At 59.5% G+C, this 21688-nt stretch carries 16 protein-coding genes and 2 pseudogenes; 8 read left to right on the plus strand and 10 right to left on the minus strand.

The annotated features are described in order from the left end of the window. Positions 1-150 precede the first annotated feature (150 nt). Positions 151-729, plus strand: coding sequence for an NAD(P)H-dependent oxidoreductase (locus tag LOY51_RS15560; protein WP_125858872.1), 579 nt, complete (start codon positions 151-153; stop codon positions 727-729). A gap of 164 nt (positions 730-893) precedes the next feature. After that, on the plus strand, positions 894-1277 hold the full coding sequence (locus LOY51_RS15565; RefSeq protein ID WP_003253954.1) for a MerR family transcriptional regulator: 384 nt from the start codon (positions 894-896) through the stop codon (positions 1275-1277). Positions 1278-1365: 88 nt separating this feature from the next. On the opposite strand, the pseudogene LOY51_RS15570 reads toward LOY51_RS15565, so the two are convergent. The 3 genes and pseudogenes from LOY51_RS15570 to LOY51_RS15580 form a co-directional block, all read right to left on the minus strand. Beyond that, positions 1366-1743: pseudogene (locus LOY51_RS15570) on the minus strand (transporter); the annotation flags it as partial. Further along, a pseudogene (locus tag LOY51_RS15575) lies at positions 1726-1989 on the minus strand (acyl carrier protein); the annotation flags it as partial. The pseudogenes LOY51_RS15575 and LOY51_RS15570, both read right to left, overlap by 18 nt. A gap of 393 nt (positions 1990-2382) precedes the next feature. Continuing rightward, positions 2383-3912 (minus strand): FAD-dependent oxidoreductase, encoded by a 1530-nt coding sequence (locus LOY51_RS15580; protein ID WP_258641936.1) that lies wholly within the window; start codon positions 3910-3912, stop codon positions 2383-2385. Between the two features lie 249 nt (positions 3913-4161). Between LOY51_RS15580 and LOY51_RS15585 the strand changes: the two genes are divergently transcribed. Next, positions 4162-4599 carry an acetyltransferase gene (locus LOY51_RS15585; RefSeq protein WP_258641938.1) on the plus strand — a complete coding sequence of 146 codons (438 nt, stop codon included), beginning with the start codon at positions 4162-4164 and terminating at the stop codon, positions 4597-4599. A gap of 309 nt (positions 4600-4908) precedes the next feature. Continuing rightward, positions 4909-5775 carry a 4-hydroxy-tetrahydrodipicolinate synthase gene (gene dapA, locus LOY51_RS15590; RefSeq protein ID WP_258641939.1) on the plus strand — a complete coding sequence of 289 codons (867 nt, stop codon included), beginning with the start codon at positions 4909-4911 and terminating at the stop codon, positions 5773-5775. Between the two features lie 146 nt (positions 5776-5921). Here the strand turns inward: dapA and LOY51_RS15595 are convergent, their stop codons facing one another. From LOY51_RS15595 to LOY51_RS15610, 4 genes are all read right to left on the minus strand, one after another. Next, positions 5922-8333 (minus strand): TonB-dependent receptor, encoded by a 2412-nt coding sequence (locus tag LOY51_RS15595; RefSeq protein WP_258641941.1) that lies wholly within the window; start codon positions 8331-8333, stop codon positions 5922-5924. 68 nt (positions 8334-8401) lie between these two features. After that, the gene (locus LOY51_RS15600; protein ID WP_258641942.1) at positions 8402-9349 is read right to left on the minus strand and encodes a FecR domain-containing protein; all 948 of its coding nucleotides are present in this window, start codon (positions 9347-9349) and stop codon (positions 8402-8404) included. Beyond that, positions 9349-9858, minus strand: coding sequence for a sigma-70 family RNA polymerase sigma factor (locus LOY51_RS15605; RefSeq protein WP_125858877.1), 510 nt, complete (start codon positions 9856-9858; stop codon positions 9349-9351). The genes LOY51_RS15600 and LOY51_RS15605 overlap by 1 nt, the downstream gene beginning before the upstream one ends. Before the next feature lie 107 nt (positions 9859-9965). Continuing rightward, positions 9966-10430, minus strand: a complete 465-nt coding sequence (locus LOY51_RS15610) for an Lrp/AsnC family transcriptional regulator (RefSeq protein ID WP_125858878.1) — start codon at positions 10428-10430, stop codon at positions 9966-9968. Positions 10431-10548: 118 nt separating this feature from the next. Here LOY51_RS15610 and LOY51_RS15615 point away from each other — a divergent pair, with 118 nt between their 5' ends. The 4 genes from LOY51_RS15615 to LOY51_RS15630 all read left to right on the plus strand — a co-directional run bounded on the left by LOY51_RS15615 (position 10549) and on the right by LOY51_RS15630 (position 17180). Further along, complete coding sequence (locus LOY51_RS15615) at positions 10549-11262, plus strand: AzlC family ABC transporter permease (protein WP_125858879.1); 714 nt, start codon at positions 10549-10551, stop codon at positions 11260-11262. Continuing rightward, positions 11259-11558: an AzlD family protein gene (locus LOY51_RS15620; protein ID WP_125858880.1), complete on the plus strand. Its 300-nt coding sequence runs from the start codon at positions 11259-11261 to the stop codon at positions 11556-11558. Before LOY51_RS15615 ends, LOY51_RS15620 begins: the two co-directional genes overlap by 4 nt. A gap of 431 nt (positions 11559-11989) precedes the next feature. Beyond that, complete coding sequence (locus tag LOY51_RS15625) at positions 11990-16780, plus strand: RHS repeat-associated core domain-containing protein (protein WP_258641944.1); 4791 nt, start codon at positions 11990-11992, stop codon at positions 16778-16780. A 19-nt stretch (positions 16781-16799) separates the two neighbouring features. Then, positions 16800-17180, plus strand: a complete 381-nt coding sequence (locus LOY51_RS15630) for a hypothetical protein (protein ID WP_125858882.1) — start codon at positions 16800-16802, stop codon at positions 17178-17180. A 561-nt stretch (positions 17181-17741) separates the two neighbouring features. Here the strand turns inward: LOY51_RS15630 and LOY51_RS15635 are convergent. The 3 genes from LOY51_RS15635 to LOY51_RS15645 form a co-directional block, all read right to left on the minus strand. Next, entirely contained in the window at positions 17742-17888 is a 147-nt protein-coding gene (locus LOY51_RS15635) for a hypothetical protein (RefSeq protein ID WP_258641946.1), read from the minus strand. Positions 17889-19384: 1496 nt separating this feature from the next. Beyond that, a complete protein-coding gene (locus LOY51_RS15640) occupies positions 19385-20200 on the minus strand; it encodes a LuxR family transcriptional regulator (RefSeq protein WP_258641948.1) in 816 nt (271 codons plus the stop codon). Positions 20201-20253: 53 nt separating this feature from the next. After that, positions 20254-21672: an aminotransferase gene (locus tag LOY51_RS15645; protein WP_258641950.1), complete on the minus strand. Its 1419-nt coding sequence runs from the start codon at positions 21670-21672 to the stop codon at positions 20254-20256. Positions 21673-21688 lie beyond the last annotated feature (16 nt).

The following is a 21688-nucleotide window of genomic DNA, read 5'->3' on the forward strand; positions in this document are numbered from 1 at the left end:
GCAACGAGTTGCCACCGGTCACGCCGAACACTTCGCCGGTGATCTAACTCGACTCTTGGGTGACCAGCAGTTCCACCGGTAACCGGCAAGGCTTGACTCTACCGTTAGGGGCAGACTTTACCCTTGGCACTTCATTGTCTGGAGTTCGTCATGAAGAGCAAACGCATGCTCGTAATCCTCGGCCACCCTTCGAACGACAGCTTTTGCGGAGCGGTGACCGAACGTTATGTCGAGGCCGCCACGCAAGCAGGCCATGAGGTACGTCTGCTGCGCCTGGACACCCTGGAGTTCGATCCGGTCTTGCACGATGGCTATAACCAGATCCAGTTGCTTGAGCCCGATTTGATCGACGCACAAAACGACATTACCTGGGCCGAACACCTGACATTGGTGTACCCGATCTGGTGGGGCGGCATTCCGGCGTTGCTCAAGGGGTTCTTCGACCGCGTGTTTCTGCCCGGTTTTGCCTTCAAGTACCGCAAGGGCTCGCCCTTCCCGGACAAGCTGCTCAAGGGCCGCACGGCTCACCTTCTGGTGACCATGGACACGCCGCCGTGGTACTACCGCTGGGTGTATCGCATGCCGGGCCTGCACCAAATGCGCAAGACCACCCTGGAGTTCTGCGGCATAAAACCGCTGAAAACCTTGACCTTCGGTCCGGTACTGGGCTCCAAGCCGGAACAGCGTGAAGCCTGGCTCAAACAAGTCCAGGCGGTCGCCAGCCGCTGATCGCCCCCGGTTGGGCCGTGCCCCTGCGCTGCCCAGCCAAGTCTCCTCCTGTGACACCTTGTCCAACCACGCTTCCCGCCCCCTGACGCTTGTGCAAAGATGTCGCGCGCCTGTACGAGCGCACGACATCTTTTCGCTTCTGATGCGTCAAAAAAGGGACTTTCATGTACATCGGCAAAGCCGCCCAGCTGTCGGGCACCACCGTCAAAAGCATTCGACATTACGAAGAAATCGGCCTGTTGCCGCCCCCGCAACGCGAAGGCAAATACCGCATCTACAGCCAGCAAAGCGTCGAGCTGCTGACCTTCATCAAATGCGCCCAGCAACTCGGTTTCAAACTCAAGGAAATGCAGGCCATTCTGCAGGATCATCGCGGCCAGGAGCTGCCCTGGGATCTGGCCATGCAGGCCATCGATAACAAAAAGCAGGAATTGATGGGGCAGATCCAGGCCTTGCAGCAAGTGCATGACGGCCTGGTCGAGTTTGAGCTGAGCCTCAAGGATGCGCAGATGCAATGCCAGTTCGAGCACCTGGAAAAAGCCCGCTGAATCCGCACCGCCGCCCCTGAACGGCCATGGCGCCCCGTGCCCTTTGCAGCACGCAGGCGCCCCGGCGATTTAGCCTGGCACGCCCTCAGCCGTACACCGTCACCGACGTGGTCAGCAACGTCAGCATGCCGAGGATGCCCAGGCGGACTGACTTGAGCCAGAACATCATCATCAAGGTCACCGCCAGCAACGCCAGCGAGAAGCTCAACACCTGACCCTGGGTGATTTCCTGCAACACTCCGGTCCAGATGTACGGCGTGCCGGCATGGGTGACTTGCAGGTTGGCCGGTTTGTTGATGAGCAGCCAGGCGTCCAGTTTGTCGAGCATCGCCTGGTAATCGCCCGCCACGGAGGACGTCATGGTGAACAACGTCACCGCCTTCGATTAATCGGCATTGAGCACGTTCTGCAAGTCGGTGCCACCACCGTTCTCGAACATCATGATGTGTTGTTCGATAAGTGAATTTTCGACAAACCGGGTGGCGTCGCCGAACACCGCTACTGCGTGATCCAGCACGCTGGTTTTCGGCAAGGTGCAACCGTACTGACGGCCCAGTTGGAAGCTCAGGTCGACGATGTCCAGCGAGTCGGCGCTGAGGTCGTCAACGATACTGCTGTGCTCTGCCACGTCGCCCATTTCCATCACCAACAACTGCGCAAGGATCTCCCGTGTACTGTTGATAACGCTGTCCAATTCCAATGGATTGTTCATTGACTGTTTCCCTACAAAAGCCGCATTGAATGAATGAAGTCATCGGGCCAGAAAAGCTGTTTTCAGGCCAAATCTGTCGAGGGCCGGGAGTCTAAAGTCTCCCCTTAAGGGGAGAGTCAACTTGCCATCATTGCTTTTAAGAGAAATCCCGACGAGCCCTTAAACCCTTGGTTTAAGCACTTCAATGGTGTTTGCACAGGAAGTGTAAATTGACAAAATCAATGGCTTGAAACAGCACGGTAGTTCCAGATTGGGCGCCCGAAAAAAGTGCACATCGAGAGCGCTAACACTTATTTGGCGTGAGAAGAGATCCAGCACTACCACTGGGCAACGCCATATGCTGACCCGTGCCGATTCGCCGATCGCCTGATCGTCCGCAATGCAACTCATTGCTCAAGCGGGCAGCACAACACCGCGCGCTTCGAAATATCGGCTCAATGTGGACGCATCCGCCTCAGGATCAGCCAGCGCGACATAGGTGTCAGGCCGCAACAGATAAGCAGCATTTCTGGCAACGCCGGCTTTCTCGTACGCCGGCCCCCAAGGGAAAACATGCAATGCAATGCCGTGCTGCGCGCACCATTGGGCCAAGTTTGCCTTGGCCTCACCGTAAACATGCACTTGCCACTCGATGGCTGCCAACGAATCGTAGTTGTCCGCCGTGCCCCCAGGCAGCCAAGGCAGGCGATCACCCCCCTGGACCTCGCCTGCCTTGCCTTGGCTCAGCGGGCTGTCGCGGTAATCAAGGGTGGTTTGCGAAACCACGCGGAACAGGTACTCACGCACGCTCGCACGCTTGTACGCAACGCTGGCGAAGATCGGTGCGATGCGCGTGCGCACAAAGTCAGCCAACCCGCCCTGGGCGGTAACGACGGTGAACAGCTTGTCAGTGGTCTCTACCAGCGTGCGGGCAAATGCCTGGCGTTCGATCTGGTAGCTGTCGAGCAAGGTCTCGGGCGCCTTGCCTTTGACCACCGCTGCCAGCTTCCACGCCAGGTTGATCGCATCCAGAATGCCGGTGTTCATGCCCTGCCCGCCTGCCGGGCTGTGGACATGCGCGGCATCGCCGAGCAGAAACGCTCTGCCCCGGCGGAAATGGTCCGTGACACGATGATGAACCCGGTAGCTGGAAAACCAGTTCACTTCGCTGATCTTGAGGTTCAAGCCGTTGATGGCATCGTGGCCAACGTCCGCGAACGTCAGTTGCTCGGGATGCTCGGCACGCTCGTCTCGCACGGTGCCAATCAGGCGGTATTGGTCCTTTTCGCCATAACACAGGAGCAGCACAAAGTCGGACTGGTCAAAAGCGATGTGCGCCTCACCCGCAGGCTCGATGCCCGTTACCCTGACATCCGCGACATAGAAAAGCTGCTTATAAGTGCCGCCCTCGAAAGCGCTGCCGATCTGATGTCGAACGAGCGACCGAGCGCCGTCGCAGCCCGCCAGGTAAGCCGCGGTCAGGACCACTTCCTGCCCATCGGCCTGTTTCAGCATGGCCGTGACGTGGCTTTCACCCTCTTCGAAGCGCAGCAGTTCGGTCTGCCAGTGCACGTCCACGCCGAGGGCATGGAGTTGCTGCATCAGCAGGCGCTCATGGCGATCCTGGGGGTAGATCAACACGAAGGGGTATGCAGAAACCGCTCTGCCGGCATCGACCAAGGGAATGCGCGCTCTGTGGCTGCCTCGGGCCCACATGTTCATGGCAGGTGTTTTATAGCCGGCATCTATCACTGCATCGGCTATATCGAGCTGGCGATAAAGCTCTAGCGTGCGGGCTTGAACAGCCATGGCACGAGAAGCTTCGCCGGGCCCACTGTTCTTGTCGACGATCGTTACGCCGACGCCTTGCTTGGTGAGCCAAAGAGCAAGCACCAGCCCGGTCGGGCCGGCCCCAACAATAAGAACGTCGGTTTGCGCCGCCATGATCTCACCTCGAAAATAAATGGCCACTGCGTCATGAATGTTCCCGAGCGCAGCCAAAGTCCATCCGCAATTTTCTATTGATACCCCGAATACCTCTCGGTAGAGTCCTTCCTCCCTCCTTTGCGGCCAGATCTGCCGTGCACCGCCCAGGCGTTAACTCGCGAAGCGGTCATACAGGTTGCCGACACTTATACGGGCGCTATCAACGAACGCGCCTCATTTCCGCTATCAAGTGTAAAGGCTGATTCCATGATCATTCGTCAGGCTACCCATGCCGACCACCCACAACTGCTCAACCTCTGGCTGCGCTCTGTTCGCGCCACTCATCACTTCCTACAAGCGTCCGATATCGAGGCATTGCTACCTCAGCTTCGGGATGTCTACCTGCCCGCCGTTGAGTTATGGGTTGCGGTAAATGCCGAGGACTGTTCACTGGGCTTTATCGGGCTCAATGAAAACCACGTAGAGATGCTCTTCATCGAACCCGATCTGCGCGGCAAAGGTATTGGCCGCGCGCTGCTGGATCATGCCCGCAATTCGCGCAATCAGCTGAGTGTTGACGTGAACGAGCAGAACCCCGAAGCGGTAGGGTTCTATTTGCATTACGGGTTTGCGCAAACAGGTCGTTCGCCGCTGGATGGCGAGGGGCGCCCCTTCCCTTTGCTGCACATGAGCCTGCATCACTAGCCCAATAATCCCATCGACCCCAAATGCCTGTTGACTAAACACAGTCGCCTTGCGCACTATCCCGATGCACCTCTTGGCAACGGATCAACCATGACTCCCAACACTGACCACATGCTGACTGCCATGGGCCTCTACGCCCAGGCATGCGCGTGCGTGTCCGTTGCCAAGAAATCCAAGAAACAGTCGCTCATTTGACCGGGGCGCTGTCCCGTCAGATGAGCTGACAGGACAGATAGCGCCAGGTCTCCCCCGCTTGATTCCCATCCCCTCCTCTGACGTCGACTAATCGGTCTGCCTGAGGAGTAATGCATGTCTAATTTGCGCGGTATCTGGGTTGCACTGGTCACACCTTTCCGTTCGGGGCAGGTCGATTTCGACGCCCTTCAAGGCTTGGCCAAGAAGCTCCTCAATGAAGGTGTGAGAGGCTTGGTGGTATGCGGTACCACGGGTGAAGCTGCGGCGATGAGCAAGGATGAACAGCTCGAGGCGCTGGATGCCGTGCTTGAAGTCGCCCGGCCAGGCCAAGTGATCATGGGGCTCTCGGGCAACAACCTGCAGGAAGTCCTGGCGTTCCAGCAGAAAATCCAGCGCCGCGACATCGCTGGCGTGCTTGTCCCTGCGCCCTACTACATCCGCCCATCACAACAAGGCATCGAATCCTTCTTCCAGGCCGTGGCTGATGCATCGTCAGTGCCCGTAGTGGTCTACGACATTCCGTATCGGACAGGTGTGAGGATCGAGCGCGAGACACTCCGACGGATCGTGCGTCACTCGAACATTGCCGCGGTGAAAGACTGCGGTGGCGATATCGAAACAACGATGGCACTGATCAACGACGGCCATGTTCAAGTGTTAACCGGAGAGGATATCCAGATATTCACCAATCTCGCCCTGGGAGGTGCCGGCGCCATCTCGGCATCAGCTCACATCCATGCTGAACTCTACGTGCAACTGGTGCGCCACATGGACGAAGGCGACGTTGGTAAAGCTCGCTCGGTCTTCTATCGGCTTCTGCCCTGGATTCAATCGGCATTTGCGGAGCCGAACCCCGCCATGGTGAAGGCAGCGCTCTCTGTTCAAGGGCTCATCGCCAATGAACTTCGTGAGCCCATGCAACCCTGCAGCGCACTGGCCATGGAACGGCTCCGGTCAGTCCTGCCGTCGATAATGCTATGACCGAACTCGGACGGTGGCTTTCGCCGAGCCACCTCCAGGTACCCGCATTACCATGAGCGATGGAGACGGTCGCAACTGGTCGCGTAAACCGAGCATTCGCAACGCGTATGCGGCTGCTCGGTTGCAATGCCAACAAACGCCTGCGATCAAAACCCGACAGTGGCCGAAACCAGATACGTCCGTGGCGTAGACAAGCTCAACCCCGGCTCACTGTCATCGGACGCCCCCGCCGAAATCCAATACTGGTCATCCAACACGTTCTCGACACTGGCACGCAGGGTGACGTCCTTGTCCGAGACCTTGAAGGCATAACGCGCGCCCAGGTCGAAGCGCTCCCAGCCATCGATCTTCTTGCTGTTGGCCTGGTCCAGGTACTGCGAGCTGGAATGAATGCCTCGCGTGGTCAGGGTCAGCCCCGGCACCTTCGGCACATCCCATTCAGCACCCAGGCTGACGTTGTATTCGGGCGTGGCCGGGGCGCGGTTGCCGTCGGCAATGCCGCCCACGGTACCGGTCAGCTCGCTGTCGATGAACATAACCCCACCGAGCAGGCGCACGCCTTTGAGCGGCTCGCCGAACACATTCAACTCGATACCCTTGTTCTCACGCTTGCCGTTAGGCCCGAACACCCGCGTGGCGGCATTGGTTTCGTAGGCTGGTTGCTTGATGCGAAAGGCGCTGGCGGTCAGCCCGAAGGTGCCCAGGTCGTACTTGGCGCCCACCTCGACCTGGCGGCTGATGAAGGGTGCGAAGATCTGGTCGGAGTTGATCGAGGTCGATGGCGCGATCTTGCCCTGGCTCAGGCCCTCCATGTAGCTGGCGTAGAGCGAGAACTGCTCACTGACCTTGAACACCACGCCACCCGAGGGCGAGACTTTTTCCTCGTCGTAGGCGGTGACGCCTTTGACGTCGTTGCTCCAGTCGTCGACCTTGACCCGTTGCCAGCGTGCACCCAGGGTCAGCAGCAGGCGGTCGTCGAAAAAGCCCAGGGTATCGGCCAGCGCCACGCCGGTGAAACGGTTCTCGGTGTACACCTCGGCATCCTGGCGCGTTGGCCTGCCGGGCGTGGGGGTGGCTACCGGGTTGTACAGATTGCTGGGCGCTGCCGCGTAGCGCGCCCCGCCGTTGGTGAAGTCCATGTAGAAGTAACTCGCCGACAGGTTCAGCTCATGGCTGACCGGGCCGGTGGTGAACCAGTTACGCAGCCCGGCCATGGCCGTGCGCACCGACTCGTCGCGGGTAAAGTCCCGGGGCAAGACGCTGAAGTCGCCGGCGTCGTTGCTGACCGGCACGTTGTGCCGCAGAAAATCATGGTTGCTCTCGCGTGCACCGAACGCGGCATAGGCCATCAGCGAATCGCTCAGGTCGTACTCGGCGTTCACCGCGCCGAAGGTGTCCTCGGTGCGTGCCTTGCTCCAGGCCTGGGCATAGTTACGGCGCACATCCTTGGCGTCTGGCACCTTGGCGTTTGCGCCGATCAGCACCCGCTCCTGGGGGGCATTGGTGTCGCGCTGGGTGTGGCCGATGTCGGTGGACAGGCGCAGCCGCTCACCGCGAAAATCCAGGCCCAGCACGGCCATTTCGCGCTTGACGCTCTGGTGATCCCAGTTGGTGTCGCCGGCCTGCTTCACCGCGTTGAAACGCAGGCCGAACTGGTCGCCCTCACCAAAGCGCCGGCCAACATCCACGGCACCGCCCACCTGGCTGTCGGAGGCATAGCTACCGGTGAACTCGGTCAGCGGCTTGTCGCCCGCGCGCTTGGGCACCACGTTGATACCGCCACCCACGCTGCCACGCGGTGAGATGCCGTTAATCAGCTGGCTCGGCCCTTTGAGGATATCGACGCGGTCGGCCATTTCCATGTCGATGGAATAGGTCGGCAACACGCCATACAGCCCGTTATAGGACACATCGCTGTTGAACAGGCTCAGGCCACGGATGGTGAACTGCTCGAAGCGCCCGCCTGCCGGGTTGGTGGCGCGCACCGAAGGGTCGCTGGCAACCAGGTCATTCAGGGTTCGCGCCTGCAGGTTCTTCACCGTCTGGCTGGTGTAGGTGGTCATGCTGAACGGCGCTTCCATGAAGTCACGCGAACCGAGCAGGCCTAGCGCGCCACGGCGAGCGACCTGGCCACCGGCATACGGCTCGCCATCGTCCCCCAGGTGCCCGCTGTTGATGGTGGTTGGCGCAATTTCCAGGGCGCTGGAGCCCTGGCTTTCCGGCGCCAGGATGTAGGCGTCGGCGCCTGCCGACTGCAGGCGCAAACCGCTGCCCTGCAGCAGGCGGGCAAAGCCTTCCTCGACACTGTAGGTGCCCGACAGCCCGGCACTGTCGCGGCCATTCACCAAGGCAGGGCTCACCGACAGGTTGACGCCCGACTGCGTGGCGAAACGCGTCAACGTGCTGCCCAGGCTACCGGCCGCGACTGCATAGCTGCGCCGAGCGGCGTCATCGGCCCAACTGACAGGGGTAAAAAGCGTGGTGGCGCTCAGGCTCAGCACCAGGCCTACACGCTGCAAAGACTGACGGCCTGAACGGCAAGGCATTACTACGGACATTGGGGCAAGCTCTCGTTTTCAGTTCACTTGCCTGGAATGACCGGTGAGGTGAAAAAAAGGGACATGCCTCACACCTGATTATTGCGCGGCACCAGGGTGACCCAATACCGCGTGCGCGAATGCACCTCCAGCGGCAGGCTCGCCGCCAACAGCGACAGCACGCGGTCGGTGTCGTCGAGGCGGAAGCTACCCATTACCCGCAGGTTTTCCAGCACCGGGTCCCAGCGCAACAACCCCGGGCGGAAGCGCCGCAGCTCGCGCAGGAAATCGCCCAGCGGTTGGTTCTGGGCGATCAGAACGCCCTCTCGCCACCCCGGCAGCGAAGCGTCGAAGCTGCCGACCTGGCCTGCGCCGCCAACCTTCAAACGGACCTGCTCACCTTCGCGCAAGAGCAGCGCAGGGCCGTGCAACGGTTGCAGTTGCACCGCACCGCTGGCCACTGCGATCTGGCAGTCACTGTCATTGAGCCGCACACAAACTTCACTGCGGCTGACAATCACCCGACCGTAAGGCAGGTGCAGGGTCAGCCCTGCGCTGCCAGCCACCTTGAGCGCCATCTCGCCGCGCACCAGGGTCAGCTCACGCTTGCCCAGGTCGACATTGACCGCGCTGTCGGTATTCAACTGCAGCAGGCTGCCGTCGGCCAGTTGCAGTTTTTTCTGCTCGCCGATGGCGGTGTACACATCGGCCATCCACACCTGCACCGGCAACTGCCGCCCGATCAGCCAGGTAGCTGGCAACAGTGCGGTAATGCCCAATGCGCGCTTGATGGCGGTGCGCCGCGCCAGGTCCGGACGATCCAGCGAGGCCATCGCCAAGGTTGGCGGCAGCCCGGAAAAGCGCTGGCGCAGCAGCTGCGCCTTCTGCCAGGTGGCTTCATGGCTGATGCTGCTGTTGCGCCAGTGTTCAAGGCGGGCATGGTCTTGTTCAGTGGCCGTGCCTGACTCCAGCAACGCCAGCCACCGAGCCGCCGCGCGTGCCACCTCGATTGCCTCGCCGCTGGACGCCGCACGCATCACAGGTCCACCAGCAGGCAATGCTCGTAGGCCTGCGCCATGTAGCGTTTTACCGTGCGCTCCGACACCTCCAGGCGCTCGGCGATCTCGCGATAGCCCAGGCCGTGCAACTGGCTCCACAGGAATGCCCGGCGTACCAGACGAGGCAACCCGTCCAGCAGCTCATCCAGTGCCTGCAGCGTTTCCAACAGCAGCCAGCGCTGCTCTGGCGACGGCACACACGCTTCCGGCAGCTGCGCCAACGCCTCCAGATAGGCCTGTTCCAGGCTGCGGCGGCTGTAGAAATTGCTCAACAGGCGCTTGCCCACGGTCAGCAGGTAGGCACGTGGCTCACGCAGTTCCTCGAGCTTCTGCGCGCTGGACAGTACCCGCAGGAAGGTGTCCTGGCTCAGGTCGGCGGCATCCCAGCTATTGCCGACACGGCGGCGCAACCAGTGCTCCAGCCAGCTGCGATGGTCGCGGTACAGGGCACTCAGGCGGTGATCGGGTGGCGTAGCGGCTTCAACCATGTCGTGAGGCTCTGCACATCAGTTAATGCGATTGATTCTATTTAATAACAACGTCCCATTCCAGATTTATATCCGAGGACATCTCGCAGGGATTGCTTTGCCGCGCACTAAACCGGTAACTCGGTCGTCAGCTTGACCTTCTCCATGGGCACTTCGGTCTTGACGTTCTGCACCACATCCAGGCTGGTCAGATGGGCCACCTGGAACCGCCGGTAGGCTTCCAGGTCCGCCGCCACCACCCGTAGCAACAGGTCGCAGTCGCCCGCCATCACATGGCACTCCACCACCTCGGGCAGCTGGCGCACCGCGTTGATGAAGGTATCGGTGGTTTCCTGGTCCTGGCGCTTGAGCCACACCCGCACGAACAGGGTCAGGCCCAATGCCACCTTGGCCGGGTCCACCAGCGCCACGTAGCGCTCGATTACCCCCGCGTCCTCCAGCAGCCGTACCCTTCGCAGGCACGGCGACGGGGACAACCCCACTTGCTTGGCCAGCTCCTGGTTCTGCAGGCGCCCGTCCCGCTGCAGGGCACGCAGTATACGGCGGTCGATGGCATCAAGCTTGATTGGCATTGAAAACCTCAAATCGAGTGTTGTTGGTAGCAGATGCCAAATCCTCAGCGAGGCATTGCAATTACGCAAGCCTATTTCAACCTTACATTGGAATAATTCTCCTCCACTGGAGGTGACCATGAATACCCTTGAACCCACCCTGAACGATCCCACCGCCCCCGACAGCGAACTGCGGCGTGGCGCCGTGGCCGCCCTGCCGATGCTGCTGGGTTTCATCCCATTCGCCCTGGTACTCGGTGCGCAGGCGTCGCAACACCAGCTCAATGCTGGTGAGGTTGCGTTGATGACCGGCCTGAACTTCGGTGGTGGTTCGGAGTTCGCCGCCATCGAACTGTGGACCTCGCCCCCGGCGATACTGGTGATCGTCGCCATGACCCTGCTGGTCAACAGCCGCCACCTGCTGATGGGCGCTACCCTGGCGCCCTACCTGCGCCACCTGCCCCTGAAGCAAGCGCTTGGCGCCGTGTTTTTCATGTGTGACGAGAGCTGGGCCATGGGCTTGGCCGATGCCCGTCGGCGCAATGGCTTCAGCCTGCGCTACTACATGGGCGTGTCGCTGTGCCTGTGGGCCACCTGGGTAACCTTCACTACCCTGGGGGCGCTGGTCGGGCCGCTGCTGGGCGACCTGCGCAGCTATGGCTTCGACATGGCTTTCGCCGCCGTTTTCCTGGTACTGCTCAAGGGCATGTGGAAAGGCGTGCACGCCGCCCTGCCCTGGCTGTTCAGCCTGGTAACCGCCGCGCTGTTCCACCTGTTGATCCCCGGCGGCTGGTACGTCCTCGCGGGCACCGTGGCAGGCCTGGTCAGCGCCTACCTGTGGGCCAAGCCATGATCGACATCACTACCCTGGCCACGATCCTCGGCATGGCCCTGGTCACTTACCTGACACGCGCACTGGGCTTTTTGCTGTTGCGCAATCGCGTCATGGGGCCGCAATTCACTCAAGTGCTCAGCGCCGCACCTGGCTGTGTGCTGATCGCGGTGATCGCGCCCAAATTCGTCAGCGGCGACCCCGCCGACTCGATCGCACTGGCCCTGACCCTGTTGGCCGCCACGCGTTACTCGATCCTGCCGGTGGTGCTGTTCGCCATCGTTGTCACCGGTGCGTTGCGTGCGGTGCTGCATTGATCCCGGCAGCGGTAAGAGCGTGGTGGCCTGGCGCACTCGCAGTACTCTGTTGACGCTGGGGGTTGGGATGGGGGTGTTGTGGGCGCTGAAATATTGGGGGATGTGACAGGAGTTGGGGCGTGATGCCCTAGGATCAGAGGGCGCTCCCGAAAGCCGATGAATACAGCCTCAAACAATCATTAACTACAGAGTGTTTATGCCCGCCAGGGGCGTGTAGCCGTTTTTCCACACTCGAACAGGAATGCTCCTTCCTGCATGCGAGACACCTTCTGACTTCTTCCTGAATACCGCCTCGGTATGGTTTCCCTCCTGCATTTTCAGGTCGCCCGACCGAGGCCATTGCACTGCACCACCCACCTTGTGGGAGCGGGCTTGCCCCGCGATGCGTAGCCACCAGGCGACCTCCTTTCCAGCAAGGAGCGCCAAACCAAATGGCAACCCCCCCCGGCAAGGCCAGCCCTTCAGGCAAGGGCATTTTACAAGTAGCGATCACACCACTCGCCGAAATCCAGGCCAAGGACGTCGGCCGTGGCGCCGCAGTGTTCGACGCCTGGCTACGTGAAATCAGTGCCGGCCATGCCACCCTCGAGCGCCTCAAGACCGTCGCCGGCAATGTGCCAGTGGCGGGAAACAGCATCGCCCTGATCGAAGCACTGAGCGCTATCGTTACCCTGGCCCGCAGCCAGGTACCCGACCCACTCGACTGCGCCACCTTTGCCCTCAATCTGATCGCCTTGGTCACCTCGCCCGCCGGTGAGGCACCAGCGCGCATGAGCTTGCGGCCGATGCTGCTGTTCGTGCGCCAGGAGGGTAAGCAGGTGCTCGACGATGCCTCGGTCGAACTGCTGGCCGGCCACCTCAACGCCGATATCGTCGGCAGCCTCGATAATTTCGTCAGCCAGGCCACCGGCAAACTCAAGGGCATCCTCGCCGAGGCCGCCACCCTCGGCGAGCAGATCATCCTCGACATTGCCAGTGGCCTGGCCACCCTGGCCGAAGGCGCCGGCCCAAGACACGCCCGCCCGGCATCCACCCCAAGCAGCGCGCTGATGCACAACCCGCTGGCCACGCTCGACAACTACCTGGCCGGTGCCTTCAGTGCCTACAAGTGCGCTGGCAAGGGTATGACCAGCGCCAACGTCAGCCCCACCTTCAGCCCTACGACCAAGGCCGAACTGCTGGCCCACAGCGCGCACCTGCGCACCTTGGCGCCTCTGGTGCGCGGCATGATCCTCAAGCTGGGCGATGCCAGCAGCCCCGGCTCCATCGAGGCCCTGAGTCAGACCCTGGCCAGCAGCGTCAAACAGTGGCGCCAACGCAACCCCCAGGTGGTGGTGGCCAACATCAAGCCAGGCGGCACCAGCAAGGCTCGCCACCAGCTGGCCGAAGGCAAGCTGGAAACCCAGAAAGAGCAGGCGCCCGCGTCCCAGGCCGCCAACCCGTGCAAGAACGGCGCCCCGGCCAACACCTGCAACAGCATCAACTTCGCCCTGGGCAGCGAGACCCTGCAGCACACCGATTTCAGCCTGCCCGGCCCGTTCCCCATCACCTGGACCCGCACCTACCACTCGCGCCTGGCCGCCCTCGACAGCGGCAGCCTCGGCGCCCGCTGGATCACCGCCTTCACCACCTGCATCGATGTGCAGGACGATGGCCTGCTGCTGCACGATATCGATGGCCGCAGCCACGCCTACCCACTGCCCAAGGTCGGCAAAACCCATTACGACGCGGTGGAGTACCGTGGCCTGACCCGCACCACCGACACCCAGCTCATCCTGTCGCGCGGGCAGGAGCGCCACGAGACCTACGAGCGCGTCGGCGAGCGCTTCCACCTGGTGCATATCGTCATGCGCAACGGCGTCGGCGCGATGCTGCACTACGAGCACAGCCACAACGGCCGCCCGGTGCTGTCGGACATCAACACCTACGCCGACAACGACCCGACCAAGGTGCACCTGCAACTGGGCACGCTGCTCGATGAGCACGGCCATATCCAGGGCCTGTGGCAGGTGGTCGACGGCAAGCCGCTGCGCCAATTGTGCGCCTACCACTACGACGACCAGGGCGACCTGATCGCCGCCCAGGACGAACACGGCGCCGCCTGGCGCTACCAGTACCAGCACCACCTGATCACCCGCTACACCGACCGCACCGAGCGCGGCCTCAACCTGGAATGGGACGGCAGCGGCCCCCACGCCCGGGCGATCCGCGAATGGGCCGACGATGGCAGCTTCGAAACCCGCCTGGCGTGGGATGAGCACATCCGCCTGACCACCGTGACCGACGCCCACGGCGGCCAGACCCGCCACTACTACGACGCCGAGGGCTACACCTACCGCATCCAGCACGCCGACGAGCGCTCGGAGTGGCTGTTCCGCGACGCCCGCAAGAACGTGATCCGCCACCTGCACGCCGACGGCAGCCAGGATCGCTACACCTACGATGAACGCAGCAACCGCCTGCAGCACATCCGTGCCGACCACAGCGTGGTGCACTACGCCTACGACGACAAGGACCAGCTGATCAAGATCAGCGATGCCGAAGACGGCCTGTGGCTGCGCGGCTACGACGATGCCGGCAACCTGGTCGAAACGGTCGACCCGCTGGGCAACAAGACTGAATTTGCCTACACCTCGACGGGACTGTTGAAGGCGATCAAGGACGCCAACGGCAACGAAAAGAAGATGGCGTACAACGACGCCGGGCAAGTGCTCGAGTACACCGACTGCTCTGGCAAGACCAGTAAATGGGCGTACGACGAACTGGGGCGTCTGGTGCAGGCCAGCAATGCGCTGGGGGAGAAGACTCAGTTCATGTACGAGGCCGGTCAACTGGCGAAGGTGACCTATCCGGACCTGACCGAAGAACGCTTCCACTACGATGCCGAGGGCCGGTTGCTGGCCCATGTCGATGCGCTGGAGCGGTCTACTACCTGGAGCTATACCCATGCTGGGTTGCCAAGTGAGCGTGTTGATGCAGCGGGGTACACGTTGTGCTACCACTGGGACAAGCTAGGTCGGTTGGTCTGCCTGGACAACCAGAACGGAAGTAGAGCGACATTCTGCTATGACCTGGTCGGACGCTTGTCGCAGGAAACCGGTTTCGACGGTTTGGCTAGGCACTATCGGTATGACGTGCATACCGGGCGGCTGGCGTTCACGCAGGTTGGCCAGCGTCGCGTAACCATGCGTTTCGATCGTATGGGCCGACTGATCGAACGTACTGCCGGCCTGGGTGAACAGGTGGAATCGGAGCATTATGCCTACGACGGCAATGGCCAACTGCTCCAGGCCCGCAATGCCGTCAGCATGTTGCAATGGTTCCATGACGAAGCCGGCAACATGGTCCGCGAGCACCAGCATTATCTGGGCATCGGCACACCCATGGTTGCCGTCTGGCAGCATGAGTACGATGCGTTGAACCAGCGTGTGGCAACCATCCGGCCCGATGGCCACAAGGTCAGTTGGTTGACTTACGGTAGCGGCCATGTCGCCGGCATGACGCTCGATCATCACGAAATGCTCGCCTTCGAGCGTGACGACTTGCACCGCGAAATTGTCCGTCACCAAGGCAACAAACTCATGCACAAGCAGCAGTGGACTACGCGGGGAAGGCCGCAAGAGCAATTGATTGGCGGTGCCGATGGCGAATCTGTCCTGCTCAAACGGGAGTATCAGTACGACACGGTCGGCCAACTGACCGGTATCCGCGATACGCGTCGTGGGCAATTGGCTTACCAATACGACCCGCTTGGCCGGCTGCTGCAGGCCGCCAGCCGTCTAGGCGTTGAAACTTTCGCGTTCGATCCCGCAGGCAACCTCATTGACGAAGCCCAACAACTCAATCGCCCTCTGGAAGAAAAGGCCAGGCATGGGAAGCTGATGGACAACCGCTTGCGCGAATACGGCGGTGTCCATTTCAAATACGACGAGCGCGGTAACCTGATTCACCGGCTGCATGAGGGCAAGCATGCTCATCTGACCTGGGACTTGTTCGATCGCCTGACGCACTACAACGATGACCGGCTCAAGGTCGACTACAGCTATGACGCGCTGGGGCGCAGGTTGCACAAGCATTCCGTTGCCCATTACTGGGATAGGCCTGAAGCCGGTACTGGCTGGAACCAGATGCAGCGAGCCAAACGACAGCGCGAGTTGAAATGCGGCTTCACGCTGTTCGGCTGGGATGGCAACGCGCTTGCCTGGGAGAGTTCCCCGCCACGTGACGACAGTGATACCGGCAGGACGGTGCACTACCTATATCTGCCAGGCAGTTTTGTGCCAGTGGCCCAAGCGGTGCGCAATGGTCCGGTTCGCCTGCACAAGCAACCAGACTGGAATGGCCGTGAATATGATTTTGACCAAGACCCTCTGTGGCACACCGAAGTGAAGCCTCAAACGTTCGACAGCATGTACTGGTACCAATGTGATCATCTGGGTACGCCGATGGAGTTGACGGATGAGGAAGGGCGTGTGGTGTGGGCGGCACGTTACACGGCTTGGGGAGATCTTGCCGATTTGCAGGATGGTCAAGATGCTATTGGCGCAGTGAGGAACCCGATACGCTTCCAGGGACAGTATCAAGATCACGAGACAGGGCTGCATTACAACCGGTTCCGCTATTACGATCCGAGGAGTGCTCGTTACGTATCGGAGGATCCGGTCGGGTTCATGGGTGGACTGAATGCATACGAGTATATCGGTGGAGATCCCGTAAGCGGTAATGATCCGTTGGGGCTGGCGCCGTGGGAATTGAATGGGGATGGCGACACCAGCATATGCACGTATTACGATTTTCGGTCTTGTGAGACTACAGGTGATCTAAGTAGTTACTACCAAACCGCTGCGAAGATATGCCGTGGGGGACGAACAGATGTGAATTTCGTGCTAGGAGCAGGTGTATTAAATGCATGGATTTGGGGTGGGCAGGATTCGAGTGCTGAAATTTCCGACAAGATCAGACGTAGTTTGATAGCCAGTGATAAAGCAGAGGTGGCAGTGCATGGGGTAAATGGCGTGACAGGAAATGCCATCGATGCTTATCATGACAAGGCATTCGGTGAGGCGGGACTGGGAACTCGTTTTTATGGAGGTAATATCTGGTTTCAAGGCATTTCACCTAACCCGGTTCCTTTTGATTCGGAGGGGGAATTCAGGTTCGATCCACGGCGTTTACTTCCTGCTGGAGATAGCCGTGAGTCTTTGGGTTGTTTAAAGGATTGAATTTAAAAGGATTGAGTTTATGAAATGGATCAATTGCTTGTTGCTGTTGAAGTTGGCTTTTTTTGCCTTATTGCTTCTTATTTATTTTTTGTTTTGCTATATCTCCCTGAAGGTTGGTGGCGGGGCTGATGTTCTCAGCTTTATTCGGCATGTAGTGCTGGTCACTGGATTGGTGCCTTTGCTTGCGTGGCTGATTTTGATTTTTTTTGCAGTTCCTCCGATTTTTATCAGGCTGGTCATTTTTGTTGTAGTGTTGATGGTATACCACTATTTCCTATTTGCGGTATCGGCACATTATGATGGGCTTTATTATTGGAGTGTTCAATTGGGTGAGGTGTTGATTTTCCTTTTGATGGTGCGAGTCGTGAGAGCGAGGGCGGAAGCTGAGCGAAACACCTGAGCTCAGTATTTAAGGGTGATTTATGTGAGCATTACAAGAGGGTGAGAGAGATCTGTCGCGGGAATGATTTTGTTGTTAATAGGGCTATTGCAGTCGGTCTTGCTAGTGCCTGGATTCGTGGAGTTGCATCAGCATCAAAAGCCGATGTGTATGATGTCATCAGGAATAGTCTGATTGCTAGTGACAAAGCAAAGGCGAGCACCCATGGCTCCAATGGCGTAACGGGGACTATGATTGATACATACCATGATTAAGCATTTGATGCGGCAGGGATTGGCGCGGGGTTCTATGGTGGGAATATATGGCCACAAAATATAGCACCTAACCCTGTCCCGTTTGACCCAGACGGTAAGCTACGTTTTGATCCTCGCAGACTGTTGTCTGAGACAAGCGAAAGTAAGTCGGTAGGTTGTTCGAAAAATTGAATGACCGAATTGAAAATTATGTGGTTGCTTAGCGTTGTCAAGGTGGTTGTGGCGATCCCATTTGTGTTGGCTTATATGTTTCTTTGCTATGTTGGGCTTGTGGGGGGCGACCTTCGAGTTTTGTTGATGTCGTGTTTTATGTGTTTTTGATAAATGGGCTTATTCCTTTTATTTCGTGGCTGGCTTTGATTTTTGCATCGAGCAGCACTGCTTTTGTAAGGCTACTTATTTTTCTATTGCTATTACTGCATTTCATTACGTTGTTGCTGTTTTTGGTGCGCATGGGCATTTTCTTTATTGGTGGCTTCAACTTACTGAAATGGCAGCTATGTGGTTGTTGGTTTGTTTGATTAAAGGGTGGCGCCTATTTGTGTTTGCGGGGCGATAACTAATGGTGCCTAGTGGGTTTATTTGTGTGCTCTTTTTGGGGGCGAACAGAGAAAAGGACAGATTCATTTTTTTCGCTCTAATTGCTGCCTGCGCGGAGCCGAAGGGGACACGAAACTCAGGCGATGACGGCTGAAGAGCTCAGTACGATTCGATAGGCCATCCAACGAGAAAACTGACCTGCAACAGTCGTTTCGTGGGCGATCCTATGCGAATCACCGGAAAATGTATCGTGCAGATGAAGCAGGGTAGGCGGAAATTAGAGTAGAGAAAAACAGTCCATCCCGGTTTATGGAGGAATATATGGTTTCAAGGTGTACCTCCCAACCCTATTTCTTTGATGCTGACGGTAAGCTCAAATATGATCTGCGACGATTGATGCCTGGCGCTAGTGACTCAGAGTCGCCAGGCTGTGCTAAGAAATAATTTTCTAGAGATCTCTGAAGGTGGTTTGTTGTGTTGAAGGCATTAAGGTTTTTCCTTGCGATTCCGCCGATTCTGGTTTATGTGCTTTTCTGTTATTTAGCGACACGGGGAGGAGAGCTCACTTTGCTTCAAATATTAAGGCATGTGATTCTTGTTACCGGGCTCGTGCCTCTCTGCTCGTGGCTACTGGTGATATTCAAGAGCACTTCAGCTACGATTGTAAAATCGTTTATTTTTGCCATTTTGATAACGATGTATCATGTTTTTCTTTTCGCAGTCTCCGCGCATCGCGATGGACTTCATTATTGGGGGGGTTCAGCTTGTTGAATTGTTGGCTTTGTTCGCATTTGTAAGATTTATTCGCAAGGGTCTAATTGATTAAGGTGGTCTAATCGATATCGTTAAGAGAGGGCGGAGTGCTAGATCCTGGCGCGAAGCCGCTGAAGTCAAATCTAGGGTTTCTCCGATCAAGTCAGCACAGGCCATCTCACCTGTGCTGAAATAGCCCTTCGTCCAACTGACCACTCTATTTGCCCTGTCGAATCTCTGGATGGTACGCCGGCAATTAAAGGCTGTAACACTGGATGCCCTGACGCCAGCCCTAGGGTCTGTGTGAAAAGTCTTGAGACGAAGGTCAGGCAAGGCGAAAACAGCCGAGGAAGCGGAGTTTACGGGTTGTAAATGAGCATTCCGAGGCTGTTTTCAACGCAGCATCACCGAGTATCAAGGCTTTTCACACAGAGCCTAGTAGGCCGCCAAGCGTACGTCGACACAATTGCAGCGCCTAGAAAATCGAGCGCCGCCCGCGCGGCGCATCGCTGGCAAGTCGCAGCGGCGAACCGCAGCTCCCACATTTGTTTCGGGCCAAATATTCCTGTGAAAGTACCGGCGCCAGCCTTGGCGCAAGGCTTGAGTCAGGTGGGGCGGCAGAGGTGCCTGCCGAGATTCCACGTCAATGCGCGCCGCTCACCCCCGCCGCAACCACTCGATAAACTGCGCAAACAACTCCGACTGCGAATTGACCTCCAGCTTCAGATACAGGTTCTTGCGGTGCATGCGCACCGTCTCCGGTGAGATCCCCAGTTCATGGGCGGTGGACTTCACCGAATGCCCCTGCAACACCATCTGCGCCACTTCCCGCTCGCGCTCGGTCAGCACCCCACAACCAAAGCTGTCGAACGCCGCCTGCACACTGCCCTTCCCCTCCGGCTGCTGCGCCAGCCCATGCCGCGCAAAACGCAGCAGCAGTTCACGCACCATCGGCTCGACCGCCTGCAGCAGGTGCAGTTGCTCGATACCCAGCCGGGCACCGCTGCAACCTTGGAACAGGCTGAGGGAGATCTTGCTGTCATTCTCCAGGTCGACGATGAAGTAGCTGTCCTCGCTGCAACCGGTGCCCAGGTAGTAGGCCTTGTAGTAGTCACTGTCGAAGAAGTTGTCCGGGGCGATGTCCTCAAGGTGGTAGAACCCCTGGGCCAGGCCCTTCTGCACCGCCAGGCAGAAGGGATCGAGCAGGTAGCCGGCGGCGAAATAGCGTTCCAGCACCGCCTCGTGGTAACGGTCCGGAATACCCTGCTGGTACAGCAGCTGCGGCGCCTGGGCCTTGCGCTCCAGGCTGATCAGCATCGACTCGGCGCCCACCAGCTGGCTGATGGCGGCCGCCAGCCAAGCCAACGCATCCGGGCCCTCGCTGTGGGCGAAGGCCTGTTGCAAGGCTGCGTGCCATTGCTGCAAGGCATGAAACGGCAGGCTTATTGTGGTGTTTTCGTGTGCTCGGCTCATGCCCCGCAGTCTACCGGCCGGGGCATGGGCGCGCACCTGTGGCGGCAGGTGGGTCATTGGCCGTGGTACAGGCCCTGTTCGGCCAGCTCCCGCGCGGCATCGAAGATGCAGCTGCGCAGGGTGTCGACGATCTGGTCCACCTGGGCGTGGGTGATGATCAGCGGCGGCGACATCACGTTCAGGTGCATGATCGGCCGCACCAGCAAGCCCTTGGCCTGGGCCCGCACATGGATACGCTCGCCGATGTTCACTGCATCGGGGAACAGCGCCTTGGTCTGCTTGTTGCTCACGAACTCGACACAGGCCATCAGCTTCATGCAGCGCACCTGGCCCACCAGCGGCAGGTCGGCCAGGGTCTGCAACTGCTGCTCCAGGTAGCTGCCGACATCGTTTACATGGGCCAGCAGGTTTTCCCGCTCGATGATCTCGATGTTCTTCAGCGCCGCCACGCAGCACACCGGGTGCCCGCTGTAGGTGAAACCGTGGGTGAAGCAGCGGCCCTTGCCGGGTTCGGCGATAACCTTCCACAGGCGCTCGGAGAAGATGCAGGCGCCCAGCGGCAGGTAGGCCGAGGTCAGGCCCTTGGCGGTGGTGATGATATCGGGCGTGACGCCGAACAAGGCCTCGGACGCGAAGAAAGTACCCAGCCGGCCGAACGAGGTCACCACTTCGTCGGCGACGAACAGGATGTCGTAGGTCTGGCACACCTGCCACATGCGCTGGAAGTACCCTTCGGGCGGGATGATCACCCCGCCCGAGCCCATGATCGGCTCGGCGAAGAAGGCGGCGACGTTGTCGGCGCCCAGCGAGAGGATCTTGTCCTCGAACTCGGCCACCAGGAAGTCGAGGAACTCGGCCTCGTCCATGTCGTCGGCGGCCCGGTAGAAGTTGGGGTTGGACACGTGGTGAATCAGCTCGTGGGCGTAGTCGAACTCCGGCACCCGGTCGGCGGCCTTGTTGCCGATCGACATGGTCAGGCAGGTGGAGCCGTGGTAGGCGTTGTAGCGAGCGATCACGTGTTTCTTGTGCGGCTTGCCGCGGCAGTTCTGGTAGTACTGGATCAGCCGGTAGGCGGTGTCTACCGCGGTGGAACCGCCGGTGGTGAGGAACACATGGTTGAGGTCGCCCGGCGCCAGGCTGGCAAGTTTCTCGCACAGTTCAATGGCCTTGGGGTTGGCCATGTCGGAGAACGGGTTGGAATAGGCCAGTTGGCGCACCTGGTCGGCGATGGCCAGGGCCATTTCCTCGCGGCCCAGGCCGATGTTGGTGCACCACATGCCGCCGACGGCATCGAGGAAGCGGTTGCCCTCGGTGTCCTGGATGTAGGCGCCTTCGCCGGCCTGGATGTTCAGCGCGCCCTGCTCGGCGTGCTCGTCGAACACATGGTAGCCGTGCATGTAATGAGCCTTGTCGGCCTGCACCAGGCGGTCGTTGTCAACGGTGGCGGCCAGCTTGCGAATGGGGGTAGCCATGAGCGGTTCCTTGTCG

This window comes from Pseudomonas sichuanensis, assembly GCF_024749065.1.
In the GTDB taxonomy this organism is placed as follows: domain Bacteria; phylum Pseudomonadota; class Gammaproteobacteria; order Pseudomonadales; family Pseudomonadaceae; genus Aquipseudomonas; species Aquipseudomonas sichuanensis.